This window comes from Streptomyces sp. MMG1533, assembly GCF_001279775.1.
Lineage (GTDB): Bacteria > Actinomycetota > Actinomycetes > Streptomycetales > Streptomycetaceae > Streptomyces.
In genome coordinates this window covers 84,808-102,351 of sequence record NZ_LGDG01000200.1, presented here as the reverse complement: position 1 = coordinate 102,351, position 17,544 = coordinate 84,808, and the positions used below count along the sequence as shown (strand labels likewise).

At 69.5% G+C, this 17,544-nt stretch carries 13 protein-coding genes; 4 read left to right on the top strand and 9 right to left on the bottom strand.

All coding sequences use genetic code 11. The annotated features are described in order from the left end of the window. Positions 1-8: 8 nt before the first annotated feature. Entirely contained in the window at positions 9-812 is an 804-nt protein-coding gene (locus ADK57_RS19705) for a DUF3097 domain-containing protein (RefSeq protein ID WP_053750787.1), read from the top strand. Positions 813-1,051: 239 nt separating this feature from the next. Here ADK57_RS19705 and hemW read toward each other — a convergent pair whose 3' ends face one another. After that, positions 1,052-2,284 carry a radical SAM family heme chaperone HemW gene (gene hemW / locus ADK57_RS19700; RefSeq protein ID WP_053750786.1) on the bottom strand — a complete coding sequence of 411 codons (1,233 nt, stop codon included), beginning with the start codon at positions 2,282-2,284 and terminating at the stop codon, positions 1,052-1,054. A gap of 32 nt (positions 2,285-2,316) precedes the next feature. Beyond that, positions 2,317-4,257 (bottom strand): ATP-binding SpoIIE family protein phosphatase, encoded by a 1,941-nt coding sequence (locus tag ADK57_RS19695; RefSeq protein ID WP_053750785.1) that lies wholly within the window; start codon positions 4,255-4,257, stop codon positions 2,317-2,319. A gap of 102 nt (positions 4,258-4,359) precedes the next feature. Between ADK57_RS19695 and ADK57_RS19690 the strand changes: the two genes are divergently transcribed. Further along, complete coding sequence (locus ADK57_RS19690) at positions 4,360-8,490, top strand: HAMP domain-containing protein (RefSeq protein ID WP_199830631.1); 4,131 nt, start codon at positions 4,360-4,362, stop codon at positions 8,488-8,490. Between the two features lie 14 nt (positions 8,491-8,504). Next, positions 8,505-9,080, top strand: a complete 576-nt coding sequence (locus tag ADK57_RS19685) for a response regulator (RefSeq protein WP_053750783.1) — start codon at positions 8,505-8,507, stop codon at positions 9,078-9,080. Between the two features lie 80 nt (positions 9,081-9,160). Here the strand turns inward: ADK57_RS19685 and ADK57_RS19680 are convergent, their stop codons facing one another. Continuing rightward, positions 9,161-11,035: an AMP-dependent synthetase/ligase gene (locus ADK57_RS19680; protein WP_053750782.1), complete on the bottom strand. Its 1,875-nt coding sequence runs from the start codon at positions 11,033-11,035 to the stop codon at positions 9,161-9,163. A gap of 212 nt (positions 11,036-11,247) precedes the next feature. Continuing rightward, positions 11,248-13,116: a translation elongation factor 4 gene (gene lepA / locus ADK57_RS19675; RefSeq protein ID WP_053750781.1), complete on the bottom strand. Its 1,869-nt coding sequence runs from the start codon at positions 13,114-13,116 to the stop codon at positions 11,248-11,250. 231 nt (positions 13,117-13,347) lie between these two features. Between lepA and rpsT the strand changes: the two genes are divergently transcribed. Then, entirely contained in the window at positions 13,348-13,614 is a 267-nt protein-coding gene (gene rpsT / locus ADK57_RS19670) for a 30S ribosomal protein S20 (RefSeq protein WP_053750780.1), read from the top strand. A 221-nt stretch (positions 13,615-13,835) separates the two neighbouring features. On the opposite strand, the gene ADK57_RS19665 is transcribed toward rpsT, so the two are convergent. The 5 genes from ADK57_RS19665 to ADK57_RS19645 form a co-directional block, all read right to left on the bottom strand. Further along, on the bottom strand, positions 13,836-14,234 hold the full coding sequence (locus ADK57_RS19665; protein WP_053750816.1) for a nuclear transport factor 2 family protein: 399 nt from the start codon (positions 14,232-14,234) through the stop codon (positions 13,836-13,838). Between the two features lie 77 nt (positions 14,235-14,311). Continuing rightward, positions 14,312-15,301 (bottom strand): DNA polymerase III subunit delta, encoded by a 990-nt coding sequence (gene holA / locus ADK57_RS19660; RefSeq protein WP_199830630.1) that lies wholly within the window; start codon positions 15,299-15,301, stop codon positions 14,312-14,314. A 76-nt stretch (positions 15,302-15,377) separates the two neighbouring features. Continuing rightward, the gene (locus tag ADK57_RS19655) at positions 15,378-15,623 is read right to left on the bottom strand and encodes a hypothetical protein (RefSeq protein ID WP_078973218.1); all 246 of its coding nucleotides are present in this window, start codon (positions 15,621-15,623) and stop codon (positions 15,378-15,380) included. 36 nt (positions 15,624-15,659) lie between these two features. Further along, on the bottom strand, positions 15,660-16,541 hold the full coding sequence (locus tag ADK57_RS19650; RefSeq protein ID WP_078973223.1) for a YceI family protein: 882 nt from the start codon (positions 16,539-16,541) through the stop codon (positions 15,660-15,662). A 155-nt stretch (positions 16,542-16,696) separates the two neighbouring features. After that, positions 16,697-17,542 carry an arylamine N-acetyltransferase family protein gene (locus tag ADK57_RS19645; RefSeq protein ID WP_053750815.1) on the bottom strand — a complete coding sequence of 282 codons (846 nt, stop codon included), beginning with the start codon at positions 17,540-17,542 and terminating at the stop codon, positions 16,697-16,699. Positions 17,543-17,544 lie beyond the last annotated feature (2 nt).

Here is a 17,544-nt window from a genome sequence, read left to right as displayed (position 1 = left end):
TCATCCGAATGCGCCAGTACTCTCCGGACCTGACCCCGCCGTGGAAGAAGCCCAGGCCCGCACCCGAGGTCCCGGCGGAGCCCGGCCTGGTGGTCGAGGAGCCGGGGACGGGCTTCTGCGGTGCGGTGATCCGCTGCGAGGCGGGCACGGTCACCCTGGAGGACCGCTTCGGCAAGCACCGCGTGTTCCCCCTGGAGCCGCGCGGCTTCCTCCTGGAGGGCCGGGTGGTGACTCTCGTACGGCCTTCCTCCGGGCCGGTACGCCCCACCCGTACGGCTTCCGGCTCGGTCGCCGTCCCCGGCGCACGCGCGCGCGTGGCCCGTGCCGGGCGCATCTACGTCGAGGGCCGGCACGACGCCGAGCTGGTCGAGAAGGTCTGGGGCGACGACCTGCGCATCGAGGGTGTCGTCGTGGAGTACCTGGAGGGCGTCGACGACCTCCCGTCCATCGTCGAGGACTTCGCACCGGGCCCCGACGCCCGCCTGGGCATCCTGGTGGACCACCTGATCCCCGGTACCAAGGAGTTCCGTATCGCCGAGTCGGTCACCAGCGAACACGCGCTGGTCGTCGGTCACCCGTACATCGACATCTGGGAGGCCGTGAAGCCGTCGGCCGTCGGAATCGAGGCATGGCCCCGCATCCCCCACGGCCAGGACTGGAAGACGGGCGTGTGCCGGGCGCTCGGCTGGCCGGAGAACACGGGCGCGGTGTGGCAGGCGATCCTGAAGCGGGTGGGGTCCTACCGGGACCTGGAGCCGGAGCTGCTGGGCCGGGTCGAGGAACTGATCGATTTCGTGACGGCGCCGGAGTAAGCCGGAGCAGGACTGCACGGACAGGCTTCTCGCCCCCGCCGCCCCTGCCCGCTCCCGTCCTTCTGGGGCTCCGCCCCAGACCCCGCTCCTCAAACGCCGGAGGGGCTGATTTTCAGCCCGTCCGGCGTTTGATTCAGCCCGTCCGGCGTTTGAGGACGAGGCCGTTCAGGCCGAAGCGGGGGTCTGGGGGCGCAGCCCCCAGGGACGGGACGGGAAGGGGCGGCGGGGGCGGAAACACATCAGTCCACCAGGTCCCGCACCACCGCGTCCGCCAGCAACCGCCCCCGCAGCGTCAGCACCGCGCGCCCGTCCGCGTACGGCCCCTCCTGGAGGAGCCCGTCGGACAGGGCGCGGCGGGACGCCCTGCGGCCGGCCTCCCTCAGGAGATCCAGCGGTACGCCCTCCCGCAGCCGCAGCTCCAGCAGGATCCGCTCCACCCGCCGGTCCTCCTCCGACAGCAGCTCCCGACCGGCCCCCGGCGACCGGCCCGCCGCCAGCGCCGCCGCATAGGCCCCGGGATGCTTCACGTTCCACCAGCGCACGCCCCCCACGTGGCTGTGCGCCCCCGGCCCCGCGCCCCACCAGTCGGCACCCCGCCAGTACAGCTCGTTGTGCAGGCACCGCCCGGCCGACGAGGTGGCCCAGTTCGACACCTCGTACCAGTCGAAGCCGGCCGCGGACAGCATCTCCTCGGCGATCAGATACCGGTCCGCGTGCACGTCGTCGTCGGTCATCGGGACCTCGCCCCGCCGGATCCGGCGGGCCAGCTGCGTGCCCTCCTCGACGATCAGCGCGTACGCCGACACATGATCCGGCCCGGCACCCAGCGCGGCCTCCAGCGACGCCCGCCAGTCGTCGTCCGACTCGCCCGGTGTGCCGTAGATCAGGTCCAGGTTGACGTGCGAGAACCCCGCCGCCCGCGCCTCCGCCACACATGCCTGCGGGCGCCCCGGCGTGTGGGTGCGGTCCAGCACGCGCAGCACGTGCTGCTTCGCGCTCTGCATGCCGAAGGAGATCCGGTTGAAGCCGCCCTGCCTGAGTGTCGCCAGATAGCCGGGGTCGACCGACTCCGGGTTGGCCTCCGTGGTGACCTCGGCGTCCGCCGCGAGCCCGAACTCGTCGCGGACGGCCCCCAGCATCCGTACGAGATCCCCCGCGGCCAGCAGCGTGGGCGTACCGCCGCCGACGAAGACCGTGCGGACCTCGCGCGGGTCGTCGCCCAGGACCTTGCGGGCCAGGCGGATCTCGTCGATCACGGTGTCCGCGTAGTTGTCGCGGGAGGCGAGCACACCGCCGGTGCCGCGCAGCTCGGTCGCCGTGTAGGTGTTGAAGTCGCAGTAGCCGCAGCGGGTCGCGCAGTACGGGACGTGCAGGTAGAACCCGAGGGGACGGTCGGCCGCCCCGGCGAGCGCGGGCGCGGGCAGTGCGCCGTCGTCGGGGACGGGCTCGCCGTCGGGGAGTGCGGAAGGCATGCCTTCCATTGTCCAGCACCCGCGTCACAGACCTACTCGGCCTGCAGCACCAGCAGCGCCAGGTCGTCCTCCGGCGGCCGTACCCCGAACTCGTGCACCAGCCGCTTGATGCGCTCCGCGATCAGCTCCGCGTCCAACCCCGCGCAACCGGCCAGCGCCTGGGCCAGCCCGTCCTCGTCGTCGAACTGGCGCGAGCCGCTGCGCCGCTCGGTCACCCCGTCGGTCACGCACAGCAGGCTGTCGCCGGGCCGCAGCTCGAAGGTCTCACTGGTGTACGTGGCGTCCTCGATGACCCCGACGAGGGTCTGCGGATGCGCGGCCGTACGGACCTCGCCGCCCGCCCCGAGCAGGAGCGGGAGGGGATGCCCGGCGGAGGCGAGGGTGCAGCGCACGCCTCCGTCGAAGGGAGCGAGTTCGCCGTAGAGGAGGGAGAGGAAGCGGGTCTGCGGGCCGTCTCCGGGGGCCATCGGCCGGCCGCCCGCGGAGGCCAGGGCGCGGGCCGCCGCGTCCGCGGCCTCCGTCGCGTCGTCGAGGAGCAGCTGGTTGAGGCGGTCGAGGACGTCGGCGACGCGGTAGCCCTCGCGGGCCAGCAGGCGCAGCCAGGGCCGGGCGAGGCCGATGACGACGGCCGCCTCGGGCCCCTTGCCCTGGACGTCGCCGACGGCGAAGCACCAGCGGCCGTCGCCGGCCGGGAAGAGGTCGTAGAAGTCGCCGCTGGGTCCGCCCTTGTCGCACGGCTCGTACACCAGGGCGCTGCGCACCCCTGGTATCTCGGCGACCGCGCCCGGCAGCAGTCCGCGCTGCAGTACGGCGCTGATGGTGGCCTGCCGGGCGTACTGGCGGGCCGCGCCGATGGCGAGGGCCACCCGGCGGCTGAGGTCCTCGACGAGGCCGGTGATCTCGTCGGGGAAGCTGAGCAGCCCGGATCGGCCGATGACCAGGGTGCCGAGCGGGCGGCCGCCGGCCGTCAGGCGGTACGCGAGTGCGCAGCCGTGCGGGCTGTGCAGGCCGAGTGCCTCGCCGGGCCACGGGAACGGGGCGGGCCCGGGCCGTGCCGGGTCGGGCGGGCGCGGCGGCTCCGTCTCCAGGGCCTGGCGCAGTTCCTCGATACGGTTCTCGCTGCTGTGCCACACCCGGGCGAGGCGCGGCCCGGTCCCGCCGGTGCCGTCGGCCGACCAGCCGCCGCGGCCCGTCAGCTCGTCCTCCAGCCATACGGCACACCAGTCGGCCAGCCGCGGCACGATCAGCTGCCCCGCGAGCGCGGCCACCAGGTTCTCGTCGAGCTGCCCTGCGAGCAGGTCGGAGGCCTCGGCGAGGAAGGAGAGGGCGCCACGGTTGAGCCACTCCCGGTCCTGCTCGACGCGCTGCGGCTCCGGGGCGAGTATCTCGGCCACGCGCAGCTCGCGTTCCCCGGTGTACGACTCCCGCGCGTCGGCGGCCGACTCCCCCTCCGCGGTCAGCCGCGCCCATACCGTCTTGGCGCCCGTGCGGTAGGTGATGCCCCAGGACTCGGCGAGCGCGGCGACCAGCCTGAGACCGCGCCCGTACTCCGGTGGCTCGTGAGACGGTTCGGCGGCGTCGCGCGGGGCCCGCGAGGGGTGGTGGTCCAGGACCTCGACGACCAGGGCGCCGGTCTCCGGCTCCAGCCGGCAGTCCAGCTCGACGTCGGTACCGGCGTGCACCACGGCGTTGGTGACCAGCTCACTGACGACGACCACGGCGTCGCCGGCCAGGCGGTCGGTGAGGTGCTCGGTGCCCGGCAGCCCACGCTCGGCCCACTCGGCGAGCGCGCCCCGTAACAGCGCGCGGGCGGCGCCCGGCGCGAGGGAGCTGCCGGGCAGTGCGGCGTGCGCCTCGGCGCGCGGGAACACGTCGGTGGGTGGATTCACCTCGATGCGCGGGGGCGCACCCTCGTGCGCAGGCGCATCAGAGGCACGGGAAATAGTCTCCCGTTGCGTCGAAATGGCCCCCATCTACAGCTCCCCGGGCGGTTCGGACGAATACACCTCAGTCGATGCCGACAGAGTGACAGACTGGCCACGCCCATAAGCGCCGAGTTACCGAAGTGGGCCGCCATGAGTGAGAACAGTGCTACGCGTGTGCTCGAAGATGGACACGAAGATGGCCTGATTCGAGCATCGGATCTACGTCCTCTGCTCGCCGCGATGACCGCGGCCCGGGACGGTGATTTCTCGAAGGTGCCGGAATCGGGCCACGGCCTGGTGGCCGAACTGACCGCCGTCTTCAACCAGATCATGGACCGCAGCACGCACTTCAACACGGAAGCCCAGCGCGTGAAGCGGGAGTTGGTGCGGTACGGCCGCCTCGACGAGCGCCTCTCGGCCAGCCCCGGCCCGGGCGCCTGGACCTCCCGGGTCAACGACGTGAACCAGCTGCTGGACGCCCTGGTCGCCCCGGCGGCCAACGCGACGCGGGTACTGGACGCGGTGGCCGGCGGCGACCTGACGCAGCGGGTCGACCTGCACGACGGCAGCAGGCAGCTGCGCGGTGATCTACGGCGGCTCGGCCGTGCCGTGAACAAGATGGTCGACCAACTGTCCCTGTTCACCGGCGAGGTGACCCGGGTAGCCCGTGAGGTCGGCACCGAGGGGCGGCTCGGCGGTCGGGCCAAGGTGACGGGCCTGTCCGGAAGTTGGCGGGACGTGACCGAGGCGGTCAACACGATGGCGTCCCGGCTGACGGCCCAGGTCCGCGACATCGCCCTGGTGACCACGGCGGTGGCCCGCGGCGACCTGACGCGCACGGTCACGGTCGAGGCGACCGGCGAGCTGCTCGAACTGAAGCTGACCGTGAACACGATGGTCGACCAGCTCTCCGCCTTCGCCGACGAGGTCACCCGCGTGGCCCGCGAGGTCGGCACCGAGGGCCAGCTGGGCGGCCGGGCCCAGGTGCGGGGCGTGTCGGGCGTCTGGAAGGACCTCACCGACAACGTCAACTTCATGGCCTCGAACCTGACCTCGCAGGTGCGGAACATCGCCCAGGTCACCACCGCCGTCGCCAACGGCGACCTGAGCCAGAAGATCACGGTCGACGCCCAGGGCGAGATCCTGGAGCTGAAGTCGACCATCAACACGATGGTCGACCAGCTCTCCGCCTTCGCCGACGAGGTCACCCGCGTGGCCCGCGAGGTCGGCACGGAAGGCAACCTCGGCGGCCGGGCCCAGGTGCGAGGCGTCTCCGGGGTCTGGAAGGACCTCACCGACAACGTCAACTTCATGGCGGACAACCTGACCTCACAGGTCCGCAACATCGCCCTCGTCTCCACCGCCGTGGCGCAGGGCGACCTCGGCAAGAAGATCACGGTCGAGGCGAAGGGTGAGATCCTGGAGCTGAAGTCGACCATCAACACGATGGTCGACCAGCTCTCCGCCTTCGCCGACGAGGTCACCCGCGTGGCCCGCGAGGTCGGCACCGAGGGCAACCTCGGCGGCCAGGCGCAGGTCAGAGGCGTCAGCGGGGTCTGGAAGGACCTGACGGACAACGTCAACTTCATGGCGCTGAACCTGACTTCACAGGTGCGCAACATCGCCCAGGTCACCACCGCCGTCGCCAACGGCGACCTCTCCAAGAAGATCACCGTCGACGCCCGCGGCGAGATCCTCGAACTCAAGGACACCGTCAACACGATGGTGGAGCAGTTGCGCGCCTTCGCCGACGAGGTGACCCGCGTGGCCCGCGAGGTCGGCACCGACGGCCGGCTCGGCGGACGCGCCCAGGTGCTGGGCGTCTCCGGCGTCTGGCGGGACCTGACCGACAACGTCAACTACATGGCCGACAACCTGACGTCACAGGTGCGGAACATCGCCCAGGTGGCGACGGCCGTGGCGCAGGGCGACCTCTCGAAGAAGATCGACGTGGACGCCCGCGGCGAGATCCTCGAACTGAAGACGACCATCAACACGATGGTCGACACCCTGTCCTCCTTCTCCTCCGAGGTCACGCGGGTGGCCCGCGAGGTGGGCTCCGAGGGCCAACTCGGCGGCCAGGCAAGGGTGGAGGGCGTCTACGGCACGTGGAAGCGTCTGACGACGAACGTGAACGAACTCGCGCTCAACCTCACCACCCAGGTCCGCGCGATCGCCGAGGTCGCCTCTGCCGTGGCGCAGGGCGACATGTCGCGCTCGATCACCGTGGAGACGCAGGGCGAGGTCACCGAGCTGAAGGACAACATCAACCTGATGGTGGCCAACCTTCGCGAGACGACCCGCGCGAAGGACTGGCTGGAGTCGAACCTGGCCCGCCTCGCGGCCCTGATGCAGGGCCACCGCGACCTGATGGAGGTCGCCGACCTGATCCTGCGCGAGCTGACCCCGCTGGTGAACGCGCAGTACGGCGCGTTCTTCCTGGCCGACCCGGACGAGGACGGCACCTCTCTCCACACGGCGGTCCCCGCCAAGGGACTCGCGTTCATCGCCGGGTACGGCTCGGCGCAGAGCGCGACCGTCGACACGGGAGCCATGCCGGTCCACGGTCTGGTCCGCCAGGCCGCGCGCGAGAAGAAGCGGATCCTGGTGGAGGAGGCCCCGCCGGACTACATCAAGATCAACAGTGGTCTCGGCGAGGCGGCCCCGGCGAGCGTCGTCATCATCCCGATCCTCTTCGAGGACAAGCTCCTCGGGGTGATCGAGCTGGCGTCCTTCTCCCGCTTCTCCGACGTCCACCTGGCCTTCTTCGACCAGTTCGTGAACACCATCGGCGTCGCCATCAACACCATCATCGCCAACTCCCGTACGGAGTCCCTGCTCGGCGAGTCCCAGCGCCTGGCCATGCAGCTCCAGGAGCGCTCGGACGAACTGCAGAAGCAGCAGGCGGAGCTGCAGCGCTCGAATGCCGAGCTGGAGGAGAAGGCCGCCCTGTTGGCCACCTCCTCGCAGTACAAGTCGGAGTTCCTGGCGAACATGTCCCACGAACTGCGCACGCCGCTCAACTCGTTGCTGATCCTGGCCCGTCTGCTGTCGGACAACCCGGACGGCCGTCTCTCCGACCAGGAAGTCCAGTTCGCGACGACGATCCACCGCTCCGGATCGGACCTCCTGCAGCTGATCAACGACATCCTCGACCTGTCGAAGATCGAGGCGGGCAGGATGGACGTACGCCCGAAGAGGCTGCCGTTGATCAAACTCCTCGACTACGTCCACGCCACCTTCCGCCCGCTCACCCTCGACCGGGGGCTCGCCTTCGAGGTGTCGGTCGGCGATGACGTACCGCGCGAGATGTACTCGGACGAGCAGCGTCTCCAGCAGATCCTGCGCAACCTGCTCTCCAACGCGATCAAGTTCACCGCCACCGGCCGGGTCGAACTGCGCGTGAACCGCGTGAAGGACCCCGAGCACCACTACGTCCAGGGCAGCGACGAGGTGGTCGCGTTCGCCGTCTCCGACACCGGCATCGGCATCGCCCGCGAGAAACTCCCGGTGATCTTCGAGGCGTTCCAGCAGGCCGACGGCACTACGAACCGCAAGTACGGCGGCACGGGACTGGGGTTGTCCATCAGCCGTGAGATCGCGGGCCTGCTGGGCGGCCGTATCGTCGCCGAGAGCGAGCCCGGAAAGGGGTCCACCTTCACGCTGTACGTCCCCGTCGTCAGCCCCGGCCATTCGGCGACCGGGCCGACCCCCGAGGACCGGCCCCTGCCGGTGCCGGACGAGCTGTCGACCGGGCCCTACCCCACCGCCCCCGAGGCGGACGACTCCTGGCCCGCGCCCACCAAGCTGGAGGCCTGGAAGTCGGGCCGGGCCGGTCAGGTCCTGTCCGGACGGCGGGTGTTGATCGTCGACGACGACATCCGCAACGTCTTCGCCCTGACCCATGTCCTGGGCCGCGTCGGCATGCCCGTCCTCTACGCGGAGAACGGCCGGGAGGGGATCGAGACCCTGGAGCGCAACCCGGACGTCGAACTCGTCCTGATGGACATCATGATGCCGGAGATGGACGGCTACGAGACCATCGCCGCCATCCGCCGCGCCCCGCGCTGGACGGGCCTGCCCATCGTCGCGCTCACCGCGAAGGCGATGCCGGGAGACCGCGAGAAGTCCATCGCGCGGGGCGCCAACGACTATGTACCGAAGCCGGTGGACGTCGATCAGCTGCTGACCGTCGTCTGCGCACTCCTGGATCCCGAGAGCGCGGCCGACGGCGAGCACGCCGATGTCGAGGAGGCTGCGGTCCAGCCGACTGACGACTGAATGAGGCCAGTCACATGAGTACTGAGGCAACGACCGACCAGAATGCGGGAATCCTCCTGGTCGACGACATGGAGGACAACCTGATCGCCCTGGAGGCCGTCCTGGGGTCTCTCAACGAACCACTCGTCCGGGCACGCTCGGGCGAGGAGGCGATGAAGGCACTCCTGAGACAGCAGTTCGCGCTCGTCCTCCTCGACGTACGCATGCCGGGCATGGACGGTTTCGAGACCGCCGCCAACATCAAACGTCTCGACCAGACCAAGGACGTCCCGATCATCTTCCTCACGGGCGCGGAGGACGACTCCGGCTATGCGTTCCGCGGCTACGCGACGGGAGCGGCCGACTACCTGACCAAACCCTTCGATCCGTGGGTACTGCGCGCGAAGGTCACCGTGTTCCTGGACCTGCACCGCAAGAACCAGCAGTTGGAACGGTTGCTGGCTCAGGAACAGGGCGGTATCGGCGACGTGGGCGCGGGCTTGGCGGCCTTGGAGGCCCAACTGACGGGGGACGGCCCTCTGGACGTAGCAGCATTGCGGACACAGGTCAGGGAGCTACGGCACCTGGTGGCCAGAGGACGCGTCTCCTGACCAAGGGGCGCGGGAACTGCGCGACAAGCCACAACGGGCCGTCAGCCGCCGACAGTCCCCGCCACCCCTCCGCTTCCGCGCTACGCCTCCCGCGACCCCGCGTACATCTCATCGATGAGGTGCTTGTACTCCCGCTCCACAACCGGCCGCTTCAGCTTCAGACTCGGTGTGATCTCACCGTGCTCCACATCGAGATCGCGAGGCAGCAGCCGGAACTTCTTGATGGTCTGCCACCGCTGAAGCCCCTCGTTGAGCTCCTTGACGTATCCCTCGACCATCGAGACCGCCGCCGGCGCGGCAACAACCTCCGCGTACGACTTGCCCTCCAGGCCGTTCTCCTTCGCCCAGTCGAGGATCGCCACCTCGTCCAGGGCGATCAGCGCCGTGCAGAAGTTCCGGTCGGCCCCGTGGACGAGGATGTTGGACACGTACGGGCACACCGCCTTGAACTGCCCCTCGACCTCGGCGGGGGCGATGTACTTGCCGCCCGAGGTCTTGATGAGGTCCTTCTTGCGGTCGGTGATCCGCAGGTACCCGTCGGGCGACAGCTCACCGATGTCCCCGGTGTGGAACCAGCCGTCCGGCTCGAGCACCTCGGCCGTCTTCTCGGGCAGCCCGTGGTAGCCCTCCATGATGCCGGGCCCGCGCAGCAGGATCTCGCCGTCGTCCGCGATGCGCACCTCCGTGCCGGGGAACGGCTTGCCGACCGTGCCGGTGCGGTAGGCCTCGCCGGGGTTCACGAAGGACGCGGCCGACGACTCCGTAAGGCCGTAGCCCTCGAGGATGTGGATGCCGGCGCCGGAGAAGAAGTAGCCGATCTCGGGGGAGAGCGCGGCCGAGCCGGAGACGCAGGCGCGCAGGTTGCCGCCGAACGCCTCGCGGATCTTGGCGAAGACGAGCGCGTCCGCGACCTTGTGCTTGGCTCCGAGCCCGAAGGGGACGGACGCCGTGCCGGTGCGCCGGTAGTTGTCCTGGGCGACCTTGGCGTACTCGCGGGCGACCCCGGCGGCCCACTGGAAGATCTTGTACTTGGCGCCGCCGCCCGCACGGGCCTTCGCGGCGACCCCGTTGTAGACCTTCTCGAAGATGCGCGGAACGGCCGCCATGTACGTCGGCTGCACGACCGGAAGATTCTCGATGATCTTGTCGACGCGGCCGTCCACGGCGGTGACGTGCCCGACCTCGATCTGGCCCGAGGTCAGCACCTTGCCGAAGACGTGCGCGAGCGGCAGCCACAGGTACTGTACGTCCTCGCTGCTGATCAATCCGGTCGCGGCGGTCGCCTTCGCCATGTACGCCCAGTTGTCGTGCGGCAGGCGGACACCCTTGGGACGGCCGGTGGTGCCGGAGGTGTAGATCAGGGTGGCGAGCTGGTCCTTGGTGATCGCGCCGACCTTCTCCTTGATCAGGTCGGGGTTCTTCTCCAGGTACGCGGCGCCGCGCTGCTCCAGCTCGGCGAGCGTGAGCACCCAGTCGCCGGTCTCGACGCCGGCCGCGTCGATCACCACGACATGGGTGAGGTCGGGCAGCTCGGCGCGCTTCTCCCGCGCCTTGGCGAGCTGCTCGGCGTTCTCCGCGAACAGGACCTTGCTGCCGGAGTCCGACAGGATGAACGCGGACTCCTCGGCGTTGGTCTGCGGATAGATCGTGGTGGTGGCGGCGCCGGCGCACAGAATGCCCAGGTCCGCGAGGATCCACTCGACCCGGGTCGAGGAGGAGAGGGCGACCCGCTGCTCCGGCTGCACACCGAGCTCGATCAGGCCGGCGGCGATGGAGTAGACCCGCTCGGCGGTCTGGCCCCAGCTCAGCGACTTCCAGTCGTCCGGCCCCTCGCCGGAGGCCGCGGGCACGGGATAGCGGTATGCCTCGGCGTCCGGCGTAGCCGCCACGCGCTCCAGGAAGACGGCCGCCACACTCGGCGGACGGTTCTCGATCAGTGTCTGTGTGTCGCTCACGACATCCTCCGGGGCCCGCGGCTGCGCGGCTGGCTCATTGCGGCTGTTGTTTAACTCACGAGTAACTACCGAGCAGGGATCAGAGTAAAGCGCGACCGGCCCGTGCGTAAGAGGCGGCGGCCTGTCACTTCATACAGAGAGCGACGCTACTTACGCGTAGGGGCTCACCGCGCTGACACGCGGCAAGCCCCTATTTTCGCGGTAAACGACGGCTACTTCTTGCCCTTGCCGGAACCCGCGCTCTCGTCGCTGGACAGGACGGCGATGAACGCCTCCTGCGGAACCTCCACGGAACCCACCATCTTCATCCGCTTCTTGCCTTCCTTCTGCTTCTCCAGCAGCTTCCGCTTACGGGAGATGTCACCGCCGTAGCACTTGGCGAGGACGTCCTTGCGGATGGCGCGGATGGTCTCGCGGGCGATGACCCGGGAGCCGATGGCGGCCTGGATGGGGATCTCGAAGGCCTGGCGCGGGATCAGCTCGCGCAGCTTGGCGACGAGCCGTACGCCGTACGCGTACGCGGCGTCCTTGTGGGTGACGGCGGAGAAGGCGTCGACCCGGTCGCCGTGGAGCAGGATGTCGACCTTGACCAGCTGGGCGTCCTGCTCGCCGGTGGGCTCGTAGTCCAGGGAGGCGTAACCGCGGGTCTTGGACTTCAGGTTGTCGAAGAAGTCGAAGACGATCTCGGCGAGGGGGAGCGTGTAGCGGATCTCGACGCGGTCCTCGGAGAGGTAGTCCATGCCGAGGAGGGTGCCGCGGCGGGTCTGGCAGAGCTCCATGATCGAGCCGATGAACTCGCTCGGAGCGAGGATCGTGGCCCGGACGACCGGCTCGAAGACCTTGTCGATCTTGCCCTCGGGGAACTCGCTCGGGTTGGTGACCGTGTGCTCCTTCCCGTCCTCCATGATCACGCGGTAGACCACGTTGGGCGCGGTGGCGATGAGTTCGAGGTTGAACTCGCGCTCCAGACGCTCACGGATGACGTCGAGGTGCAGCAGGCCGAGGAAGCCGACGCGGAAGCCGAAGCCGAGGGCCGCGGAGGTCTCCGGCTCGTAGACCAGGGCGGCGTCGTTGAGCTGCAGCTTGTCCAGCGCCTCGCGGAGGTCGGGGTAGTCCGAGCCGTCCAGCGGGTAGAGGCCGGAGAAGACCATCGGCTTGGGGTCCTTGTACCCACCGAGGGCCTCGGTGGCGCCCTTGTCCTTGCTGGTGATGGTGTCACCGACCTTGGACTGACGGACGTCCTTCACGCCGGTGATGATGTAGCCCACCTCGCCGACGCCGATCCCGTCGGCCGGCGTCATCTCGGGGGACGAGACGCCGATCTCGAGAAGCTCGTGGGTGGCGCCGGTCGACATCATCTTGATGCGCTCACGCTTGTTGAGCTGGCCGTCGATGACGCGGACGTAGGTGACCACGCCCCGGTACGAGTCGTACACCGAGTCGAAGATCATCGCGCGGGCGGGGGCGTCCGCGACACCGACCGGGGCGGGGACGTCACGGACGACCCGGTCCAGGAGCGCGTCCACACCGACGCCGGTCTTCGCCGATACCTTGAGCACGTCCTCGGGCTGACAGCCGATGAGGTTGGCGAGCTCCTCGGAGAACTTCTCCGGCTGGGCGGCCGGCAGGTCGATCTTGTTCAGTACTGGGATGATCTTGAGGTCGTTCTCCATCGCCAGGTAGAGGTTGGCGAGGGTCTGAGCCTCGATGCCCTGGGCGGCGTCGACGAGGAGCACGGTGCCCTCGCAGGCCGCGAGCGACCGCGAGACCTCGTAGGTGAAGTCGACGTGCCCCGGGGTGTCGATCATGTTGAGGATGTGCGTGTTGTCCTTGTCGTGGGTGGGAGCCCACGGCAGACGCACAGCCTGTGACTTGATCGTGATTCCGCGCTCACGCTCGATGTCCATGCGGTCGAGGTACTGAGCACGCATCTGCCGTTGCTCGACCACACCGGTCAGCTGGAGCATCCGGTCGGCGAGCGTGGACTTGCCGTGGTCGATGTGCGCGATGATGCAGAAGTTGCGGATCAGAGCCGGGGTGGTACGGCTCGGCTCGGGCACATGGCTAGGGATCGCGGGCACGCAGGGTCCTGATTCTTGAGGCGTCCGCAGTGTCTGCGGTCTCGGGTCGGATCGATACGTAGCCTCCATGGTCCCACGGGCGGGGACCGGCGACCGGTTTGGGCCACTCGGTCGCCCACTGGTAGCCTGGGTGGCTGTGTCTCCTGCCCTCTCAGCACGAGACACGACTTCTGGAAAATCACCGGTACGGGACCCGCGCGGCCCCGTGCCTGAACCTGTAGAGGCTCATTCGTGGCGAACATCAAGTCCCAGATCAAGCGGATCAAGACCAACGAGAAGGCCCGGCTGCGCAACAAGGCCGTCAAGTCCTCCCTGAAGACCGCGATCCGCAAGGCCCGTGAGGCCGCTGCCGCGGGTGACGTCGAGAAGGCCACCGAGTACCAGCGCGCTGCCGCGCGCCAGCTCGACAAGGCCGTCTCCAAGGGCGTCATCCACAAGAACCAGGCCGCCAACAAGAAGTCGGCGCTGGCGTCGAAGGTCGCGACCCTCAAGGGCTGAACCCTTCTTTGATCTGACCGGATCCTTCGGGGTCCGACTCGCCGGAAGGACCCAGAGCGGGCCCTCTCTCATCCGCTCCCGACCGGCACTCACGGATCTGCGCGCGGCCTGCGTTCGCCACGCGGGCGCGGATCCAGCGTCTTGAACGAAGGCCCCGGCGCCTCGCCCTTCCCCAGGGTGAGGGCCGGGGCCTTCGGCATGCCTGCGCGGCCCACCGACCGTCACGACCAGAACGCGTTGCCCTTCTCGATGTCCTCCGCGCACTCGTCGAGGTCGGTGATCTTGTCTCCGACGATCCGGAAGACGATGCCCCCGTTCTCCTCGATGTGCTTGTCGCCCCGGTCGGCGGTGAAGCGGTGCACGGAGACGGCGTGCCCGCGGCCATCGACGAATATGTTGAGCAGGTCGACACGGAACGACCCGCCCGTCTCCGAGAAGAGCCGACCGTAGTACCCGTCGAAGATTGCGTCGACTCCCTTGAAGTCTCCCGAGAGCGGGTGGGAGCCGGGTACATGGTGCGTGCAGTCCCCGGTCATCAGGCCGCGCAGAGTGTCCATGTCTCCGCGCTGGAACGCTTCGTAGCCCTTGCGGACGAGCATGGCGTGCGGGTGTTCAGCCACGGCGATCGCCACCTTTCCTGATCCGGCGATGGCTGATACGCACGATTCTCCTCCGTTGGGAGGGAAGGGCTACTGGATCACGCCCGTCCCCTGGATCGCGCGGCTCGCGCGATCGCCACCACGGCCTTCTCCAGGGCGTACTCGGGATCGTCCCCGCCGCCCTTCACGCCGGCGTCGGCCTCGGCCACGGCCCGCAGTGCGAAGGCCACGCCGTCCGGCGTCCACCCCCGCATCTGCTGCCGCACCCGGTCGATCTTCCACGGCGGCATCCCGAGCTCCCGCGCGAGATCGGCCGGCCGGCCGCCCCGAGCCGACGACAGCTTGCCGATCGCCCGCACGCCCTGCGCCAGCGCGCTGGTGATCATCACCGGTGCGACGCCCGTCGCCAGCGACCACCTGAGAGCCTCCAGCGCCTCGGCGGCCCGCCCCTCCACCGCCCGGTCGGCGACGGTGAAGCTGGACGCCTCGGCCCGCCCTGTGTAGTACCGCCCGACGACGGCCTCGTCGATGGTCCCCTCGACGTCGGCGACGAGCTGGGACACGGCGGACGCCAGCTCCCGCAGATCACTCCCGATCGAGTCGACCAGCGCCTGACAGGCCTCGGGCGTCGCGGACCGCCCGGTCGCCCGGAACTCACCCCGCACGAACGCCAGCCGGTCCGCCGGCTTCGTCATCTTCGGGCACGCCACCTCCCGCGCCCCCACCTTGCGCGCGGCGTCCAGCAGCCCCTTGCCCTTGGCGCCACCCGCGTGCAGCAGCACGAGCGTGATCTCCTCAGCCGGCGCCCCGAGAAATGCCTTCACGTCCTTGACCGTGTCCGCCGACAGATCCTGCGCATTGCGCACGACGACGACCTTCCGCTCCGCGAAGAGCGACGGACTGGTCAACTCGGCGAGCGTCCCGGGCTGCAACTGATCCGAGGTCAGGTCACGTACGTCCGTGTCGGCGTCGGCGGCCCGGGCGGCGGCCACCACCTCCTGCACGGCACGGTCGAGCAGGAGGTCCTCCTGGCCCACGGCAAGAGTCACCGGGGCGAGAGGATCGTCATTCGCAGTCTTCCTGGGCATTGCGCCAAGCATGGCATGCACCACTGACAACGAGTGCCGGGCCCGGCTCGGACGACCTCACCGGTGGCCGGCGGAGCTACGGCTCCTCCCGCCACCCGTCCCACTCTCCGGCGAACTCGTCCAGCTCCCGGGGATCCAGCCGCTCCGCCTCGTCCCGCAGCACGACGAGCCACTGCGCGTCCTCGGCATCGTCCTCACCGGCCAGCGCGTCGCGTACCAGCCGCGGTTCCTCGTCGACCCCGAACCGGTCCCCGAGCGCCTGCACCACCTCTTCCGCGGCATCACGGTCGGGCAGCACCAGCACATGTCTCACATCACTCACGAAGACATTGTCCGGTACCCCACCCGGGCCATCGGCTCAGCCCTTGCGCACGGCCTGCACGTCGAGGTCGACCCGGATGCTGGGCCCGACCACGGCGATCCCCCGCGCCAGCATCGTCTGCCAGCTCACCGTGAAGTCGTCCCGGCGCAGCTCGGTCGTGGCCCGGCAGGCCGCCCGCACCTCGCCCTCCATGCCGTTGCCGAGTCCGAGGTACTCCGTGTCGAGGGTGACCGTACGCGTCACCCCGTGCAGCGACAGCGCGCCCGTGATCGCCCACCGGTTGCCGCCCTTGTGCACGAACCGATCGCTGTAGAACTCCAGCACCGGGAAGCGCTGCACGTCAAGGAAGTCCTCCGACCGCAGATGGTCGTCGCGCATCCTGACGTTCGTGTCGATGGACGCCGCGTCGATCACCACGTGCATCGCCGAATGATCCACCTGGTCGGCTATGCGTATCACCCCCGCGAAGGAGTTGAACCGCCCGTGGATCCGGGCCAGCCCGATGTGCCGCGCGGTGAAGGCGATCGAGGAGTGCGTCGGCTCGATCTCCCAGTCCCCGGGCGACGGCAGCTCGGGCGGCCGGGCCACCTGGAGGGTCACATCGCCGAGCGAGGCGAGCGCGTTCTCCCCGACCACCGCGGTCGCCCGGTACGGCGTGTATCCCTCGGCCGAGACCGCGAGCCGGTACTCCCCCGCCGGCACCGTCGTCACGAACGACCCGAAGGGATCCATACCTCCGCCGACCACCTTGCGGCCCGTGGTGTCGGTGACCGCGAACTCGGCATGGGTCACCGGCTCGTTGACCGGGTCGAGCACTCGGCAGCTGAGCACCCCGGCGCTCGGCGGGGTCCGCAACGCCGCCAGGGGACTCGTCCGCTGCGTCCGGTTCGTTCGACTTCCCAGCCAGCGACCGATCATCTTCGACACCCCTGCACGCCTCGACATTGCTGTTGTCGAAGACGCATTCGACCACTGATGGGGCTTTCGAGGCAACAGAGGGCCAGATCATGGGAAACCAGCACATGTGCCGGATCTAAGGACGCGTGGCCCCGAGAGGCCTCGTGTGGTCCGAATCAGCCATGCGAGTCGGGGTCTCGCACAGTCGGCACATCGTCGAGCTCGATCCCGAACCGCTCCCGGTACACCGCCAACACCTCTTCTGCCGAGTCCAGCTCGCGTTCCTCCCGCGTCCCGTCAGCAACCGTCGTCTTGAAGGTGCGGCCGCTGAGCGTGATCCTCCCTCCGTCCTCCGTCACCCGCGAGCAGACCAGCGACTGCGTGAAGTGCGAGACCGGCGAGGTGCGGTGCCACCAGGCCCCGGCCACGAAGTCACCGAGCACCCGCGGTCGCGGGTCCAGGCGGTACTGAGGTCTGCCGTTCACGACGACGTCCAGGTCCGCCGCCCGCACACCGGCCGCGTCCGGACCCGCCTCGACGATCCGGAACGTGCCGCCGGGATCCTCCTGCTCCTCCCGCGCCCCGAACGCCAGCGGATAGTGACTGTGCGCCCCGAACCCGACGTCGGCCAGCCACTCACCCCCATCCACCGTCCGCACCCGCAGCGCGAGATGGTCGTACGGAATCCCCAGCCGCCCCTCCTCCCCGTACACCCGCCCCGCGAGCAACGTGACGTCGAATCCGAGCGCGGTGAGCAACGCCCCGAACGCGCCGTTGAGTTCGTAGCAGAACCCTCCCCTCCGCGCGCCCACCACCTTGTCCAGCAGCCGCTTCTCCTCCAGCACGATCTCCTCCCCGAGGTGGATCGACAGGTTCTCGAAGGGCACGCGCTGCAGATGACGCAGATGCAGATCGCGCAGGACCTCGACGGTGGCGCTCGGGGCCCCGTGGGCGCCTGTGGGCCACCCCGACGGCTCGGCTCCCAGACGGCGGAGATAGGCATCGACCTGTGCGGAGTTCATGG

Excerpts from the sequence above, each read along its gene's own strand:
- holA (WP_199830630.1), bottom strand. The coding sequence starts at position 15,301 with ATGCCCAGGAAGACTGCGAATGACGATCCTCTCGCCCCGGTGACTCTT.
- hemW (WP_053750786.1), bottom strand. The coding sequence starts at position 2,284 with ATGCCTTCCGCACTCCCCGACGGCGAGCCCGTCCCCGACGACGGCGCA.
- ADK57_RS19685 (WP_053750783.1), top strand. The coding sequence starts at position 8,505 with ATGAGTACTGAGGCAACGACCGACCAGAATGCGGGAATCCTCCTGGTC.
- ADK57_RS19690 (WP_199830631.1), top strand. The coding sequence starts at position 4,360 with ATGAGTGAGAACAGTGCTACGCGTGTGCTCGAAGATGGACACGAAGAT.
- ADK57_RS19650 (WP_078973223.1), bottom strand. The coding sequence starts at position 16,541 with ATGATCGGTCGCTGGCTGGGAAGTCGAACGAACCGGACGCAGCGGACG.
- ADK57_RS19695 (WP_053750785.1), bottom strand. The coding sequence starts at position 4,257 with ATGGGGGCCATTTCGACGCAACGGGAGACTATTTCCCGTGCCTCTGAT.
- ADK57_RS19645 (WP_053750815.1), bottom strand. The coding sequence starts at position 17,542 with ATGAACTCCGCACAGGTCGATGCCTATCTCCGCCGTCTGGGAGCCGAG.
- ADK57_RS19705 (WP_053750787.1), top strand. The coding sequence starts at position 9 with ATGCGCCAGTACTCTCCGGACCTGACCCCGCCGTGGAAGAAGCCCAGG.